Here is a 16,260-nt window from a genome sequence, read left to right as displayed (position 1 = left end):
CAATTGTAATATATTTTTAACAAAAAGTAAATACTTTTGTCGTTTTTACAATAAAAATACAGACAAATTGCATTTGCCTGTATTAAAAATCTATTTTGGATCTATACTTTCTGCATTTTTTAGTTCGTCAGGTAGCACAATTTCATTAACTCCATTTATATCAGAGTAAGTTGCTTTATAAACAAAGTCCCAATTTATAAAAGCTTGTCCATCTTTAATCGCTGCATAATTAGCTATTATATCAAATCCTTTTGGTATAAATGTCTTAGAATCTATTGTAATTTTTGCATTCATTTGTTGTAAAGTCATTGCCTTCATTATTTTATCTTCTACAACTGGTGTTACTAGCTTTGCAATTTTTAAGAAAGAGTCTGAAGAATGATTGTCATTTCCTTGGAAAGTAACTTCTATAACATCGCCTTTTTCTTCAACTTTTAAATTAGCTTGATTTTCGCTCATAAATTCTAAAATAGAGTCAAAATTTACAATTTTTCTTTTTCTATCATAAACATCTCTAACTTCTTTATGAGTTGCTTTATACCAAGCTTTTGTACTAGCCTTTTGAGCATATGTTGTATTATCAGTAAGATATTGCATATCTTCTATTTTCTTTCCATCAATGTTAGCTTGATTAGTAATTTTTACAGTAAAAGCTGGTTCTTTTACCATAGAATAATTAGAATCAAAAGAGTTGTTTACTTCTTTAGCTGAAGTTTTGAATTTATAAGAAAATTTAGTATTTGCATTCGCACTTTTTACAGCTTTTGATGCATCTGTAACTTTTTGTAAAAGTTCATTAGAAAGAGCAACTTTAGTTTCCTTCTTTTCGCTAGTATTAGCATTATTTGTTGTAGTATTAGCTTCTTTTTTTTCTGTATTTCCTTTCTTTTCTTGGCATCCTACTGCAAAGATTGAAAGTGAACACAAAGCTAATGCTAATGATATTTTCTGTGCTTTTTTCATAAATTACCTCCTGATTTGTATCTCAATTGTAATATATTTTTAACCAAAAGTAAATACAATTGTAATTTTTATATAAAAATACAGACAAATCAAATTTGTCTGTATTAAAATTAAACTCTATTTTGGATCTGCATTTCTAGAATTTTTAACTTCGTTAGGAATTACAATTTCTTTAACTCCATTTATATCTGTGTAAGTTGCTTTATATGAAAAATCCCAAGTTAAAACAGTTTGTCCGTCTTTAGCTTTTGTATATTTAGCTATTACATCAAATTCTTTTGGTATAAAAGTTTTAGCGTCTATTGTAATCTTAGCATTCAAATTTTCTAGACCCATTTCTTTTATATTTCCTTCTATAACTGTTGTTAATAGTTTTGCAATTTTTAGGAAAGAATCTGAAGCAGTTTGATCATTTCCTTCGTAAGTAACTTCTATAACATCGCCTTTTTCTTCAACTTTTAAATTTGCTTGATTTTCACTCATAAATTCTAAAACAGAGTCAAAATTTACAATTTTTCTTCTTCCATCGTAAACTTTTCTAAGTCTTTCATGAGTACCATGCATCCACTCTTTTGTCTTAGCATCTTGAACATACATTTTATCATCAGTAATATATTGATCATTTTCAAGTTTTTGTCCATCATTATCAGCATGACGAGTTAATTTTACAATAAAAGCTGGCTCTTTTACCATAGAAAAATCAAAATCTAAAGTTGTGTTTAATTGTTTAATTGAACTTCCGAATTTATAAGTTAAATTAGCTTTTGCATTCGCACTTTTTACAGCCTTTGATGCATCTGTAACTTTTTGTAAAAGTTCATTAGAAAGAGCTACTTTAGTTTCCTTCTTTTCGCTAGTATTAGCATTATTTGTTGTAGTATTAGCTTCTTTTTTATCTGTACTTCCTTTCTTTTCTTGGCATCCAACTGCAAAGATTGAAAGTGAACATAGAGCTAATGCTAATGATATTTTCTGTACTTTTTTCATAAATTACCTCCTTATCGGTAGCTACATTGTAATACATTTTTAACAAAAAGTAAAGACTTTTGAAGTTTTTTAGTAAAAAAACAGACAAATAATACTTTGTCTGTTTATTTTTTATCTAGCTTCAAAATCTTTTGCATTTTTAACATCATCTGGAATAACTATTTCTTTAACTTCATTTATTTCAGAATATTTAAAGTTTAAACTCATATCAAATGTTAATACTTTTGTACCTTCACTAACTGTCATCTTTGTCTTTATATCATAATCAACTGGTATAAATGTATTTTTATCAATAAGTACTTTTATTTCTAAATTATCAGCTTTTGAAGATCCAAGCATTCTACCAGCTGCAGGTTCAGTTGAAAGTATTGTATTTTTTAAAGGATTATTTATTTCATCGTCATTTCCTGTATAAGTTACTACAAAGTTTGAACCTTCTTGTTCAACTTTAATTTTATCTTTTAGAACTTCCAATAACTCTACAATATTTTTAAAGTTTACAGAATTTTCTTGCTTTTTATATATACTTTTTAATTCATCCTCATTAATCTTAACCCATTCTTTAAGTTCTGAATCTGTTAAGTAAACATCATTTTGTGTAAAATAAATACTAGCTTTATAAGATTCACCGTCTGTAGTTGAAGTGCTATCAAATTTTACTGCATATGGCTCTTTTGTCATTGTTGACTCTAATACTAAATCAGTAGTTACTGTTTTACCTGAAATTTCTCCAACTACTTGAGTTTTAGCATTAACTTTTGCGCTTTTTACTGCATTTGTAGCATCAGTAACTTTCTTAACAAGCTCTTGTGAAGTAATATTAACTTTTTCTTCTTTTTTCTCTGTTTTTGTTTCTTTAGTTTCTTTTGTTGAACAACCAACTGCAAAGGCAGAAATTGAACAAATCGCTAAAGCTAATGAAATTTTTTGTAATTTTTTCATACTTACCTCCAATTATTTATCTATTAATTTTTACCCCAATTTTTAATATAAAAACTGTTGAAATTATAAGGAACACCAACAAATCTCTTTATATTATTATTCATTTATTTCATACACCTTCTTGTTTGCTAATGCTTCGTCAATAAGTCTATCAACATCCAATAGTGCTAAACTGTTATTTATATCTTCAATCTTAGGTTTTGTAACTGGATGTTTTGGTAAAAATACAGTGCAACAATCTTCAAAAGGTAAAATACTTGTTTCATAAGTATCAATAGTTCTTGCAATATCAATAATTTCAGTCTTATCCATTGCAATTAATGGTCTTAAAATTGAAATTTCAGTAGATTTATCAACAACTGTAATTCCTTGAATTGTTTGACTTGCAACCTGTCCTAAACTTTCTCCAGTGATTAATGCATGATAATTTTGTTTAATAGCAAGTTTTTCAGCAATTTTCATCATAAAAATTCTACCTAAAATAGTAATTTCTTTTTCAGGACATTTACTTGCGATTTCCTTTTGAATAGGTAAAAGATTTATACTTGTCATTGTAAATTTCCCAACATAATTTGAAAGAATCTTTGCTAAGTCCTTAACTTTTTCCTCTCCTCTTTCACTTGTAAAAGGATATGAATGAAAATGAATTGCACCAATTTCCATACCTCTTTTTCCCATAACAAAACCTGCAACGGGACTGTCTATTCCACCTGAAAGAAGTAAAAGTCCTCTTCCGCTTGAACCAATTGGAAGTCCACCAAAACCTTTATATCTTTTTACATAGACATATACATATTCTTTAACATCTACATAAATTGGCATTTGTGGATTGTGAACATCTACCTTTAAAATATTTCCAAAATTTTTAAGTACGACTCCACCAAGATCTCTTGAAAGCTCTGGTGATTTTGGAGTGAATTTCTTATCAACTCTATTTACAAAAACTTTAAAAGTTTTTTCTTCGTTTATCCCTAAATCATTTACTAAAACTCTTGTAGCTTCTCTAATATTTTCAAGCTTTTTCTCTGTTCTTAGAACTTCGCAGATATAGAAAATACCGAAAACTTTTTTGATTTGTTCAATCATTTCATCAAAGAGTTCTCTATCAGCTTTTATATAAACTTTTCCTTGCTCTTTGTAAAATTCTTCAACTTCAAAGTTTTCAATCGCTTTTTTTATCTTTCTAATTATTCTATTTTCAAAATCTTTTCTATTATCTCCCTTTAAAGTCAACTCTCCGAAACTTACACTGATTAAATAATCCATTATCTTCCTCTTTTCATAATCGTTCTAATTTCATTTACATATTTTTCTAAATTTTCAATAAATATTGCAATTTCATCTTCTGTATTGAATTCAGATAGTGAAATCCTTACAACTCCGTCATTGTATTTATTATCAAGACCGATCCCGTCAAAAGTTCTACTCTTTTTACCCTTGCTACAAGCAGAGCCTGTTGATATATAAATCTTTTCACTCTCTAAGAAATGTAAAAGCACCTCACTTCTAATATTTTCAAAAGCTACTGTTACAATATTTGGAACTCCATCTTTGTTTGTTAAAAATTTATGGTCTTCTATCTTTGAAATTCCAGCAATCAGAAGATCTCTTAAATGTTCTAAATGTTTTTTTCTTTTTTCTAAATTTTCATACATAAATTCAGTAGCAACCTTTAAACCCATTATACCTGCAACATTTTCAGTTCCAGATCTAAAGTCTTTTTCCTGACCACCACCTAAGACAAAAGGTCTTAAATTTATATTTTTATTAACGTAGATTGCTCCTATGCCTTTTTGAGTATGAATTTTATGACCACTCAAAGTTAAAACATCAATCTTAGATTTTTTTACATCAATATTTACTTTTCCGAATGCTTGTGCTGAATCAACATGAAAAATACATTTCTTATTCTTTTCCTTGATAGCTTTTCCGATACTCTCAACATCTTGAATAATGCCAAGCTCATTATGAACATAAGCTATTGAAACTATTTCAGTATTTTCATCTACAAGTTTTTTTACACTTTCAATATCGATATATCCAAATTCATCTAAACTTAAAGTCCTAATCTCTTTTTTCTCTTTTAAAAATTTATAGACATTAAAAACGGAAGAGTGTTCTATCTCCGTTGAAACAATATTTTTTCCATTTGCAGTTGAAATTGCTCCAAAAATTGCAGTATTATTTCCCTCAGTTGCACAAGAATTAAAAAATACCTCTTCTGATTTACAATTAATATATTTTGCAATAACTTCTCTACAAGAATTTATATCTTTTGTAACAGAATAACCGAAATCGTAAAGTGAAGACGGATTTCCATATTTTTCTTTTAAATATTTAACCATTATATCTATAACTTCATCACGAACTTTAGTAGTCGCGGCATTATCTAAATAAATCATAAAAAACTCCTTAAAAACTCATTTGCTCATTACTATATTTTAATATAAAATCAAGAAATAAGCAATAAAAAGATTATAATGTTAGACAATGTTAATTTATCAAAATAAAATTTTGATTTCCATAAATAATTATGATATTATATGAGCGTAGAAATATAGTTTAAAATTTGTAATTTAGGAGGTTATTATGAAATCTGGAGCTGGTCTTATTAATTTCATTGCTTGGGTAGCACTTTTTTTAAAAGGCTCATTAGGGATTATGGGTTTAATAGTTCTATTTAAGCTATCAAAAGCATTAGATATTTACATTAGTGGCGTAAAAGATGATAGTTTCTTTTAATTTAACTAAAAAAAGACTGAGTAAAACTCAGTCTTTTTATTTTTGCTATTTAACTAACGCACCGTCTGCATCAAATGTATATTTTACATTGTCGATTTTTATAGTTTTATCTTGAGCAATTATTCCACCGCTTTCAGCATAATACCATTTTCCATCAACTAATATCCATTCACTATCAGCAATACGTCCACTTGCATTTGCATAGTACCAATTTCCATTTACTAATACCCATTCGTTTTGTGAAATTCTTCCTGTTGCATTTGCATAGTACCATTGACCGTTAATAATTGTCCATTCATTCTTTGACATTGTACCATTTGGTTCAATATAGTACCATTTACCGTCTTCTTCTAACCAACTATCAGTTACCATTTTACCGTCTTTATCAAATTTATACCATTCATCATCGATAAGTTTCCAAGTATTAGTTAACTTGTCCTTTCCATCATCTGATTGGTAAACCCATGATCCATCATCGTTTTGTACCCATCCATATTTTGGTATTCTATTGATTTTTACTACTTCTTTTACTTTATCATTTGTAACTGTGATTTCAAAAGTTTCTCTATCAACAGTATATCCTTCTGGAACTTCTACTGTAACTTTATATTTTGCACGTGGAATTTCACCATGGAATATATTTTTGAAATATTTACTTTGAGTTAAGTCTGTCTTTTCTTTAGTTTCAAGATTTTCAACAACTACTTTAACTCCGTCTGGAAGTTCTTCTAAACCTTCAAATACTACATTTACAACATCGCTTAAAGTTTCTTTTGTTTTAAATATAACTTTCTTTGGTTTATTTTCTTCAACTTTGAAATGAATAACTTTAGATTCAAAAGTTAAACTATCATCAAATGTAGTTATTTCAGCAGTATATTCACCAACTGGTAATATAGTCATATTAGCTCTGTGGAAACTAACACCTGTAAGTTTACCTTCCTCATTCTTTATAGCTGATTCATATAATTTAGTGTAAGTTTTAAAGTTATCTTTTTCAAGTACATTTCCATTTTTGTCTTTGATTATATAGCTTCCACCAGGTCCCATGTAGTCATTATCATACTCATCAATTTGTAATCTGATATTAACTTCTCCATGTCCAGCTGGAATAACTTCTTCTTTTTGTTTTGTTTCAAAAACTGCTTCTACAGTTTTATCTTTTTCTGCTGTTACATCAACTTGTTGTGATGCTAATGGTTCATATACATCAGGAATTTGGTCAATATATACTGAATAGTTTCCTGGTGCAACATTTAAAAGACCATTATTAAAGCTAAAGTCTATTATTTGATGCCAATCTTTTCCATCATTAACATAAACTTTTTCTTTCCAATTAATTTCAATTGGGAACATATTTAAGTTTTCAGAACCTTCAATATGTCTTCCTTCAAAGTCTTTATAATTTGTTACTCTAAATACAGGTTTAATATTTGCACCTAAATCTTGTGGTTTTTCTTCTTTTTCAGTATAAGCAGAACCATCTAAGTTAAGAGAAGCAATATTTCCTGCATGGTCAAAAGTATGAATAGAGATATCTTTTAATTCTACTCCTTCTGGAAGTTCAAAAGTACCATCATCTTTTGCTTCTATCCATTGAGTTTCACCTTTTGCATCTTTATATTTTAAGAATGTATCTTCAACACCACTTAAATTATCAGTAATTTCTGGTTTATAGATTTTTCCTTCTACCTTTGGAGTAGCAATTTTTGGTGAAGTAACGTCAACTTTTACTTCAAATTCAACTTTTTGTTGATTATCTACGGCAGCCCCATTTGTTTCTGAGTTACCTTTAACTACATATTTGTATTTTCCTTCTGGAAGTTCTTTGTTATCAGTTGTTTTACCATTCCAAGAAGTTTGATCTATAACATTTGATCTTGCAGAATCTTCACTGTAATTGTTACTGTTCTTATAACCATAGCCTGAGCCATTTTCATAAACAACATTTCCATTTTCATCTAAAACTTCTACTGAAATATATTGAGTATTTCTATAGAATACACCTTTAAATTTAACAAAATCTTTGTTATTATCAGCATTTGGTGAAATTGCTAAATTATCTTTTGAGAATGTAACATCTTTAGCATTTATTCCTAGAGGAATTTCTCCTTGACTTCCAATGAAATTGTACTTTTGTCCTTTTTCACTAGTCCAGCTCTTATCTCTTGCATAAGGGTTGTTTTCAACTGTTACAAGAGAAGTAAAGTTTGAAGTAAATCCACCATTTTGAACCATGTAGATAGGAAGTTCGTTATTTAGGTCGAATTCATAAACAGGTTTTTCCCAAAGAGGTACATTAGCCCATTTTCCTTTAAATCCACTAAATGCTATACTAACTGCTTTTGCTCCGTCTTTTGCATCATCAAAGAATACAAAACCTTCTAAGAAGTAACCATTAGGCATATTCTTGCTTAATTCAGCTTCATATTTACTTGCATCAACAGTTATCTTAACATTTACTGAACCTTTAGCAGGAACAGTAACTGTTTGTCCTTTAATTGTTTCTAAAGTTTTTGTCTTTAAAGCAAATTTTCCGTCAGCAGTTTCATCAGTACCTAAAACTGTCTTATAGTTTAAAGTTCTATCTTCGTTTCCTATATTTACAACTTTTAAATTAATTTTGAATTTGCTTTCAATATCATTTAACCAAACTTTTGGATTATTTTCACTATCAACTACATAAAGATCACTTGATGTAGCTTTTTCAACGTTAACGGCACCTGCACCTTGTTTTCTAGGAGAGAAGTAATTTTCTGTTCCCTTTTCGATAACTGGATCAGCAGTACTCATCATGATTGCCTTTATAACGTCATATTCATTTTCTCCTGTAATTTCAGGATGTCTTTTATTTAAGCTTTCTCTTACAAGAGTAACAGCACCTGCGATATGAGGAGTAGCCATTGAAGTACCACTCATTGTCGTATATTTATTATTGTTTATTGATGAATAAATAAGTCCACCTGGAGCTGTTATATCAGGTTTGAAAGTTCCGTCAGATGTTATACCATAAGATGAGAAATCTGTTAATTGACCACCCTTAGCATAAGGCAAAACACTTAATTGTCTTGTAAATTTAACTTTTTTATCAAGATTTGCAAGAATATGTTTACCAGCAGAATTTCCTACGAAAACAGATGGAATTTTAAGATCTTTTGTTTGTTCTCCAAAACTCATATTTATAAGTTCTTCCCCACCACTTTCGTGATTGTATATTATAACCCCAATAGCACCTTTACTATGAGCTAAAATAATCTTATCTGCAAAAGTCTTTGCTCCTCTTTTTACTATAATAACTTTACCTTTTACATCTTTTCCAGCATAATCACTTTCTTCATTTCCAAGACCAGCTTCTATAACTTCATATGTTGCAAAATCTTGTCCTTCTTTTATAAAGCTCTTTTCAGTATCAGGATTTCCTTCATTATCATAACCTGTGAAGTATTCACCTGATTTTAAAGCACCTTCAACTCCTTCAACACTGATTGTTCTTACTCTTTCAACATCAGTATACATTGCAGCAACAGTTAAAGCGTCTTTTGCAACACCTGGACTTCCAACAGTACCAAAGTCTGGGTTAGTTACAGGTGGGTTTTCAGAAAACGCACCAAAATGTCCATCATTACCAGCAGCAATAGCTACGATAACGCCCATTTTTCTTGCAAAAGCAATAGCTTTTTCCATAGCTTTTCCAACAGATGCAATTGATCCATTAGGAGAACCTAAACTTAGGTTTACACTATCTGCACCAAGTTTTACAGAGTCTTCAACAGCTTTTGCATACATATGAGTATAAGTTGTTAGACCTTGGAAAACACCCATAAATATAAGTTGTGCTTCTGGAGCTGTTCCTATGATTTTTTCTTTCTTAACTGTTCCGTCATTTTGTGTAAATTCAGCTTCTGTTTTAGGATTACCTACAGAAATACCTGAAACGTGCATTCCGTGAGATTCTTCTCTAATTTCTTCCTTTACATTTTCCCCATTTGTGCTGTAATTATGAGCATAAACAACTTTGTCAGTTCTCCAGCTACCATAGTTAATTCCAGCTTCTTTCATCTTAGCAGCCATTGCTTCTTTATTTGGGAACTTCCCTTTTGAGACATCAGAAACTCTTAAAATATCATGATTAATATCAACACCAGTATCTAATACAGCTACTACTCTACCTTCTCCATTGTATTTCTTTCTAAGTTCGTCAGTAACTTTCATTAGATTGTTTGAATCTAAGCTTCTTTTCTTTCTCTTTGAAATAAATTCTTGTTCAGATTGTTTAACTTGTGGCTTTAAAAATTCATTTGAAACTTCAACTGACTCAACTGATGCCATTTTTGAAATTTTTTCAATATTTTTAGCCTTAGTTTTTAAAGCAATTCCTGCAAATAGAAAATCATATTCATAGAATACTTCATAACTAATATCAGCCTTAGTTAATTCATCTTTAAAGGTATTAATTAAAGCTTTTGATTTTGCTTCTCTAGCTTTTCTGCCTTCTGGAGTTTTTAAACTAGAAAAATCTACTTCTGAATCTTCTTTTAAAACTACAATATATGTTTTTTCCTCATTTTCATTAACTTTTGAGTTGTTTGTAGTTTTTGAAATTTTTGTTGTTGTATTAACTTTTTCATTAGCGAAAATAGCACTTGTACTACTTAGTAATAATGAAAATGTTAATAACAGAGTCAAAAACCTTTTCTTCATAGAAAAATCCCCCTTGAATGTAAATTTGAGTATATAATATACTACTTTATCAGTATAACATATTTATTTAGTTTTGTATATACCATTTAAAGTGATGTTTTAAAAGAAGTGTTAAATTTTAAAGAAATTTTATATAAATTAAAAATATTTTTAAATTTATGATATAATATATAAAAAGTATATAGAAAGGTGGTGTATTAAAATGAATTTAAATTTTCAAAAAATAAAAGAATTAAATGATTATGTAAATAGTTTTGAAAAAAATAAGTTAATATACGTATATAATCAAATAAATAAAGCTTTTGAGCTGAAATTTACACATGAAAGTACAAAAATAGAAGGAAATACACTATCAATATTTGAAGTTAAGACTATATTAGAAGATGGTTATTCCATTGCCGGAAAGAAACTTAGAGAAATTTATGAAGTTATTAATAATAAAAATGCTTTTGAATTTATTAAAGAAATGGTTAAAAATTCAGAAGAACTCAGTGAAGAAAAGATAAAAGATATACATGAAATAGTAGTGCAAAATATTTTTCAAGGTGGAATTTATAGAAATGTAAACGTGAGAATAAGCGGTGCATCTTTTATACCTCCAAATTTTGAAAATGTAAGACAGGAAATGAAATATTTTATTGAAGATTATAATAAGTATAAAAATGAGTTTAATCCGATAAAACTATCAGCTTGGGTACATGCAGAGATTGTAAGAATTCACCCTTTTGCAGATGGAAATGGTAGAACTTCAAGACTTTTGATGAACTACTGCTTAATGAACAATAATTTTAAACCAATTTCAATTAATCCTGAAAATAGAGCAGAATATTATGAATCATTGGATTTTTACGGAAAAAATAAAGACTTGCAAAAATTTGAAGAATTAGTACTGCAAAAAGAATATGAAACATTATTAGAATACAAAAAAGAAATAGAAAAAGTTATTTAATTAGGGAGGAATTTTATGTTTTATAATATATTATTTTATTTAATTGTTATTATTTACGGAGCTTTATCAATGCTAGCCGGAACAGTGCAACTAAAAAACGGTAGCCATAAAGGACTTACAATGTTTTTTATATTCTCATCACTTGTAATGCTTATAAGTTTACTATTTACCAACCCAATCAGCTTATATATTTTAATAACAGGCTTAGTTTTATTACATATATCAGCAATATTATTTGGACTTAAAGATAAATTTCATCTTTCACATCATATAATAAGACTATTTGTTTCTATTTTAATTGTGATTTTGTATTTGAATAAATAAATTATAAAATATTAAAAAAACCTGCATAAGCAGGTTTTCAGACTGATGACAAAGGTGTCAATGAGAAATCATTGGCGCTTTTTTAGTGAAGAAAAGAGTTAAAAAGTAGTATAATAATATAAAAGGAGATGTTGAAAATGCTACATAAGAATGATGAAAACAGAGTAAATCAAGTACAAATGGTAAGTATAGATTCTTTAGTTCCAAAGAATCATCTTTTAAGGAAAATAGATGAAACAATAGATTTTTCCTTTATCTATGATTTAATAGAAGATAAGTATTGTTTAGATAATGGCAGACCAAGTATAGATTCAATAGTTCTTTTTAAAATAATATTTTTAAAATACATTTTTGGAATAAAAAGTATGCGTCAAACAATAAGAGAAATAGAGGTAAATGTAGCATATAGATGGTTTTTAGGTTATGATTTTTATGATAAAATACCACATTTTACAACATATGGACAGAATTACAAGAGAAGATTTAAAGATACAGATATATTTGAAAAGATATTTGTAAATATATTAAGTCAAGCAGAGAAATAAGGCTTTGTAGATGAAAAGATACAATTTGTAGATTCAACACATGTAAAAGCCCATGCAAATAGACATAAGAATATAGAAGTAAAGATAGAAAAGAAAGCAAAGAAATATCATAGTCAATTAAATGAAGAGATAAAAAAAGATAGAGAATTAAAAGGAAAAAAGGAATTAAGTCCCACCAACAGAACAGAAGTAGTAAAGAAGGTAGAAAGTACAACAGATAAAGAAAGTGGATTATTCCATAAGGGAGAACATAAAGAGGTTTTTGCATATAGTGTACAAACAAGTTGTGATAAAAACGGGTGGGTACTAGCTTGTAGAAGTTATGCAGGGAATTTACATGATAGTGAAACATTTATGGATTTTTACGAAAAGGACTTAAAGAAATTCGAGTTAAGAAAAATAGTAATGGATGCAGGATATAAAACACCGGCAATAGCAAAGATGTTAATAGATGATAAAATACAACCTGTATTACCATACACAAGTCCAACAGGAAAGAGAAAAGAACTATTTTATCCAAGAGATTATGTATATGATGAATATTATGATTGTTACATATGCCCAGAAAATGAGATATTAAAATATAGTACGACAACAAGAGAAGGATATAGAGAGTATAAAAGTGATATTTTTACTAAAACATTGAAATATAGACTACTTAAAAAATTTTTTTGATTTACCTATTGACTTTTAATAGAAGTTTAATTTATAATAGTAGTAATCTAATTTCTATTATTTAAAATTTAATTTCTAAATTTAATTAGTTTAAATATATAAATAGAAATTTAATTTCTATAAGGGGGGATGTAAAATGAGTTTTGGAAAAAAGATTAAAATATTAAGAGAAAAGAAAAATTTAACTCAAAAAGAACTTGCAAATCTTTTAGGAACCACTTCTAAAACAGTTAGTAATTATGAAGCAAAGGACCTAAGACCTAGAAAAATGGAAATGTATGAGAAACTTGCAAATATTTTTGAAGTAAATGTAAATTATTTACTTACTGATGAAGAATACTTTATTATAAATTCTGCAGAAAGTTTTGGAAATAAGGGTGCAAGAGATGCTCAAAGTTTAGTTGAATCTATGACTGGTCTTTTCGCAGGTGGAGAGCTTCCCGAAGAAGATAAAGATGTACTTTTTGAAGCTATTTCAGAAGCATATTGGCAATCCAAATTAAAGAATAAAAAATATGGAAAAAATAAAAAGTAGGTAAAAAAATGAGTAATAAATGGATTTACGACAAGGTTAATAGTCTTGTTAAGAAATATCAAACTAGAGATCCCGAAGAACTTATTAAACTACTCAATATTAATTTAATATATATGAATCCAACAAAGACCCTACTTGGTATGTATAGAGTTATTTTAAAAAATAGATTTATTTTTATACCAAATAATGTAGGAAGTCTTAAAAAAACTGTATTGGCTCACGAGCTGGGACATGATCAACTTCATAGACAAGAATGTATTAAAGGTGCAAGTTTTCATGAGAGTAGAATTTTCAATCCTACAAATATTTATGAAATGGAGGCTAATGTCTTTGCTGCTCATCTTTTAATTTCTGATGAAGACATTATTTCAATGATTAAATATGCTCAAAGTGATAGAGAGCTTGCTTATGAAATTGGAGTTGACTTAAATCTTTTAAATTTAAAAATTTCTGAAATGGCAAAGATGAATTTACTTGATATTAATCAACAAAATAGTTTTGTGCCTGATTCTACTTTTTTAAAAGACTATAAGCCACTTGATGACGATTGGAATGATATTTAATTTTATAAGGAGGAGTTATGGGTTTAATAGATTATTCTAAAGAGCCCTGCTCAGACATTGCATTTATTGATATGAAGTCATTTTATGCGAGTGTAGAATGTGTTAAAAGAGGACTACATCCTCTTAATACCTCACTTTGTGTTATGAGTAGAGCAGATAATTCAAAAGGTCTAATACTTGCAAGTTCTCCTACTTTTAAAGAGGTTTTCGGTAAAAAAAATGTTGGAAGAAGTAGAGATCTTCCATTTGATATAAATACAAGAAAATTTAATTATGCAAATGCTTATAGACAAAATATTAAAATAACAAAAGAATATGTAAACTATATCGAAAAATGGGCTGCTAAAACTTTTATTGTTCCGCCTAGAATGGCTTTTTATATTGCAGAAAATTTAAAAATACAAAAAATTCTACAAAACTATGCAGGTAAGGACGAGATATATCCCTATTCTATTGATGAGGGCTTTATAGATTTAACTACTTCATTAGACTATTTTGTTTCGGATAAAAATATGAGTAGAAGAGAAAAACTAGATGTTATATCTTCAAAAATTCAAAATGAAATTTGGAAAGAAACGGGAATTTTTTCAACAGTTGGAATGAGTAATTCAAATCCCCTACTTGCAAAATTAGCTTTGGATAATGAAGCTAAGAAAAATAAAAATATGAGAGCTAATTGGTCTTATGAAGATGTTGAAACAAAGTTATGGAAAATAAAAAAATTAACGGATTTTTGGGGAATTGGAGAGAGAACAGCAAAAAGACTTGAAAAACTTCACATTAACTCGATAGAAGAATTGGCAAATGCAAATCCTGATAGATTAAAAAAAGAGTTTGGAATTATCGGTGTTCAGCTTTGGTTTCATGCAAATGGTGTCGATGAGAGTAAAGTTACAAAACCATATATTCCACAGTCGAAAGGAATTGGAAATTCGCAAGTTCTTCCTAGAAATTACAATAGTCAATCAGAGATTGAAATTGTACTTCGAGAAATGTCTGAACAGGTTGCAACAAGACTTAGAAGAATAAATAAAAAAGCGACTGTAATTTCTATTCATATCGGTTTTAGTTATGATGAAGATTTAAAGTCGATTAATTCAAGTAAAAAAATTGCTCCAACAAAGAGTACAAAAGAGCTTACAAATCATATTTTATCCCTATTTAGAGAAAAATATAGAGGTGGCTCTGTGAGGAATATCGGTGTTAGATTTGATAAATTAACAGATAGAGATTATAAGATTTTAACCTTATTTGACGATATAAAAACAGTAGAAAGAAATACAAAATTAGAAAAAGCTATAGATGATATTAGAGATAAATTTGGCTATCTATCAATTCAAAAAGCGACAGCCTTAATGGAAGGCTCACGAGTTAAAGAAAGAAGTACCTTAATTGGTGGACATTGTGGAGGACTTGACGGAATTATATGATTAATCGTAGTTACTTGCCTTATAAATCAGCAAGAGAATATTTAGATAGAGGAATGGCTAAGTGGATGGGATTTTTCATTTCAGAACATTCAACTGCCCTCTCCAAAGAAGGAGATACCATTGACTTTACAAAAGCTATGGACGAAGAAGAAAAACTATTTTTCTTATCATGGGCATTTTTTAATAACAAAAAAATTTTACTATATACAAATTTACAAAAAGAGCCATATCTTGGAAAAATCTACGATATGACTAAGGAAAAACTATATCTTAATATGAAAAATAGAACACCTAACTTTTTGTATTCACAAATTTTAAAACTTACAGTTGCAGAGGTGATTGAAGATGAATAATATTGAAAAAAATAATGTTCAATTTGACTACTTTAGTAGTAATTACCAAAAATTTGAAGAAGACTTTTACAGATTTTCAGATATTAACATACCTCTAACATTTCTAACTGACGATATCCTAAGACTTATGGTAAAAACTAAAAAAAATTACTTTAGACTAAATGCCATAAATTCAAGAGATAAAAAAGATCATTACTTTATCTTTAAAGAACATACACATCTTGATAACACAGAAGTTTTAAGATATGAGTATATTGGACATAAATCTTCAATGTAAAAAAGCCCTTAAAATAGTATTTATTTTAAGGGCTTTTTGATTATTTAAGGTTTTATTGAAATATTATTTCTTTCAGAAATATTATTATTTGAAAACAAACAATAATTGAGATCTCTCCACTGCACTCAGCTACGCTTCGTTTCGGTCGAGATGACGTGTTGAGGGAATTTCTATGCAAAGTACTATGACGTGAAACATTTCATTTTATAAAATGTATAAATAAAATGATATGATATTTTAAATTATATATAAATATTTTTATGCTTATTTACTT

General features: G+C 28.4%; 16 protein-coding genes. 10 read left to right on the top strand and 6 right to left on the bottom strand.

What is annotated here, in order from left to right; genetic code table 11:
* Window positions 1–90 precede the first annotated feature (90 nt).
* The 5 genes from LW893_RS03865 to LW893_RS03845 all read right to left on the bottom strand — a co-directional run bounded on the left by LW893_RS03865 (window position 91) and on the right by LW893_RS03845 (window position 5,294).
* Window positions 91–963 (bottom strand): DUF6612 family protein, encoded by an 873-nt coding sequence (locus tag LW893_RS03865; RefSeq protein WP_233055911.1) that lies wholly within the window; start codon window positions 961–963, stop codon window positions 91–93.
* Window positions 964–1,080: 117 nt separating this feature from the next.
* Entirely contained in the window at window positions 1,081–1,950 is an 870-nt protein-coding gene (locus LW893_RS03860; protein WP_233055910.1) for a DUF6612 family protein, read from the bottom strand.
* A 111-nt stretch (window positions 1,951–2,061) separates the two neighbouring features.
* Window positions 2,062–2,892, bottom strand: a complete 831-nt coding sequence (locus LW893_RS03855) for a DUF6612 family protein (protein ID WP_233055909.1) — start codon at window positions 2,890–2,892, stop codon at window positions 2,062–2,064.
* A gap of 96 nt (window positions 2,893–2,988) precedes the next feature.
* Window positions 2,989–4,158: a tRNA uracil 4-sulfurtransferase ThiI gene (gene thiI / locus LW893_RS03850; RefSeq protein WP_233055908.1), complete on the bottom strand. Its 1,170-nt coding sequence runs from the start codon at window positions 4,156–4,158 to the stop codon at window positions 2,989–2,991.
* Window positions 4,158–5,294: a cysteine desulfurase family protein gene (locus tag LW893_RS03845; protein ID WP_233055907.1), complete on the bottom strand. Its 1,137-nt coding sequence runs from the start codon at window positions 5,292–5,294 to the stop codon at window positions 4,158–4,160. The genes thiI and LW893_RS03845 overlap by 1 nt, the downstream gene beginning before the upstream one ends.
* 187 nt (window positions 5,295–5,481) lie before the next feature.
* On the opposite strand from LW893_RS03845, the gene LW893_RS03840 reads away from it, so the two are divergent.
* Window positions 5,482–5,634: a hypothetical protein gene (locus tag LW893_RS03840; RefSeq protein ID WP_233055906.1), complete on the top strand. Its 153-nt coding sequence runs from the start codon at window positions 5,482–5,484 to the stop codon at window positions 5,632–5,634.
* A 45-nt stretch (window positions 5,635–5,679) separates the two neighbouring features.
* Here the strand turns inward: LW893_RS03840 and LW893_RS03835 are convergent, their stop codons facing one another.
* Entirely contained in the window at window positions 5,680–10,335 is a 4,656-nt protein-coding gene (locus LW893_RS03835) for a S8 family serine peptidase (RefSeq protein ID WP_233055905.1), read from the bottom strand.
* 202 nt (window positions 10,336–10,537) lie between these two features.
* Here LW893_RS03835 and LW893_RS03830 point away from each other — a divergent pair, with 202 nt between their 5' ends.
* The 9 genes from LW893_RS03830 to LW893_RS03790 all read left to right on the top strand — a co-directional run bounded on the left by LW893_RS03830 (window position 10,538) and on the right by LW893_RS03790 (window position 15,986).
* On the top strand, window positions 10,538–11,284 hold the full coding sequence (locus LW893_RS03830; protein WP_233055904.1) for a Fic family protein: 747 nt from the start codon (window positions 10,538–10,540) through the stop codon (window positions 11,282–11,284).
* Window positions 11,285–11,299: 15 nt separating this feature from the next.
* Window positions 11,300–11,608 (top strand): hypothetical protein, encoded by a 309-nt coding sequence (locus LW893_RS03825; RefSeq protein ID WP_233055903.1) that lies wholly within the window; start codon window positions 11,300–11,302, stop codon window positions 11,606–11,608.
* Between the two features lie 137 nt (window positions 11,609–11,745).
* Window positions 11,746–12,153, top strand: a complete 408-nt coding sequence (locus LW893_RS03820) for a transposase (RefSeq protein WP_233055902.1) — start codon at window positions 11,746–11,748, stop codon at window positions 12,151–12,153.
* 18 nt (window positions 12,154–12,171) lie between these two features.
* Window positions 12,172–12,828: a transposase gene (locus LW893_RS03815; RefSeq protein ID WP_314558002.1), complete on the top strand. Its 657-nt coding sequence runs from the start codon at window positions 12,172–12,174 to the stop codon at window positions 12,826–12,828.
* Window positions 12,829–12,964: 136 nt separating this feature from the next.
* Window positions 12,965–13,363, top strand: coding sequence for a helix-turn-helix domain-containing protein (locus tag LW893_RS03810; RefSeq protein WP_233055901.1), 399 nt, complete (start codon window positions 12,965–12,967; stop codon window positions 13,361–13,363).
* 8 nt (window positions 13,364–13,371) lie between these two features.
* Window positions 13,372–13,926: an ImmA/IrrE family metallo-endopeptidase gene (locus tag LW893_RS03805; RefSeq protein ID WP_233055900.1), complete on the top strand. Its 555-nt coding sequence runs from the start codon at window positions 13,372–13,374 to the stop codon at window positions 13,924–13,926.
* A gap of 17 nt (window positions 13,927–13,943) precedes the next feature.
* Window positions 13,944–15,356, top strand: a complete 1,413-nt coding sequence (locus LW893_RS07190) for a Y-family DNA polymerase (RefSeq protein WP_233055899.1) — start codon at window positions 13,944–13,946, stop codon at window positions 15,354–15,356.
* A complete protein-coding gene (locus LW893_RS03795; RefSeq protein WP_233055898.1) occupies window positions 15,353–15,709 on the top strand; it encodes a hypothetical protein in 357 nt (118 codons plus the stop codon). Before LW893_RS07190 ends, LW893_RS03795 begins: the two co-directional genes overlap by 4 nt.
* Entirely contained in the window at window positions 15,702–15,986 is a 285-nt protein-coding gene (locus LW893_RS03790; protein ID WP_233055897.1) for a DUF5960 family protein, read from the top strand. The genes LW893_RS03795 and LW893_RS03790 overlap by 8 nt, the downstream gene beginning before the upstream one ends.
* Window positions 15,987–16,260: the final 274 nt, after the last annotated feature.

The organism is Parvimonas micra (assembly GCF_021300775.1).
GTDB lineage: Bacteria > Bacillota > Clostridia > Tissierellales > Peptoniphilaceae > Parvimonas.
This window is presented reverse-complemented; position numbering and strand designations above follow the sequence as displayed.

What these genes read in the sequence shown, in the direction of transcription:
- LW893_RS03865 (WP_233055911.1), bottom strand. Translation starts at nt 963, where the DNA reads ATGAAAAAAGCACAGAAAATATCATTAGCATTAGCTTTGTGTTCACTT.
- LW893_RS03860 (WP_233055910.1), bottom strand. Translation starts at nt 1,950, where the DNA reads ATGAAAAAAGTACAGAAAATATCATTAGCATTAGCTCTATGTTCACTT.
- LW893_RS03855 (WP_233055909.1), bottom strand. Translation starts at nt 2,892, where the DNA reads ATGAAAAAATTACAAAAAATTTCATTAGCTTTAGCGATTTGTTCAATT.
- thiI (WP_233055908.1), bottom strand. Translation starts at nt 4,158, where the DNA reads ATGGATTATTTAATCAGTGTAAGTTTCGGAGAGTTGACTTTAAAGGGA.
- LW893_RS03845 (WP_233055907.1), bottom strand. Translation starts at nt 5,294, where the DNA reads ATGATTTATTTAGATAATGCCGCGACTACTAAAGTTCGTGATGAAGTT.
- LW893_RS03840 (WP_233055906.1), top strand. Translation starts at nt 5,482, where the DNA reads ATGAAATCTGGAGCTGGTCTTATTAATTTCATTGCTTGGGTAGCACTT.
- LW893_RS03835 (WP_233055905.1), bottom strand. Translation starts at nt 10,335, where the DNA reads ATGAAGAAAAGGTTTTTGACTCTGTTATTAACATTTTCATTATTACTA.
- LW893_RS03830 (WP_233055904.1), top strand. Translation starts at nt 10,538, where the DNA reads ATGAATTTAAATTTTCAAAAAATAAAAGAATTAAATGATTATGTAAAT.
- LW893_RS03825 (WP_233055903.1), top strand. Translation starts at nt 11,300, where the DNA reads ATGTTTTATAATATATTATTTTATTTAATTGTTATTATTTACGGAGCT.
- LW893_RS03820 (WP_233055902.1), top strand. Translation starts at nt 11,746, where the DNA reads ATGCTACATAAGAATGATGAAAACAGAGTAAATCAAGTACAAATGGTA.
- LW893_RS03810 (WP_233055901.1), top strand. Translation starts at nt 12,965, where the DNA reads ATGAGTTTTGGAAAAAAGATTAAAATATTAAGAGAAAAGAAAAATTTA.
- LW893_RS03805 (WP_233055900.1), top strand. Translation starts at nt 13,372, where the DNA reads ATGAGTAATAAATGGATTTACGACAAGGTTAATAGTCTTGTTAAGAAA.
- LW893_RS07190 (WP_233055899.1), top strand. Translation starts at nt 13,944, where the DNA reads ATGGGTTTAATAGATTATTCTAAAGAGCCCTGCTCAGACATTGCATTT.
- LW893_RS03795 (WP_233055898.1), top strand. Translation starts at nt 15,353, where the DNA reads ATGATTAATCGTAGTTACTTGCCTTATAAATCAGCAAGAGAATATTTA.
- LW893_RS03790 (WP_233055897.1), top strand. Translation starts at nt 15,702, where the DNA reads ATGAATAATATTGAAAAAAATAATGTTCAATTTGACTACTTTAGTAGT.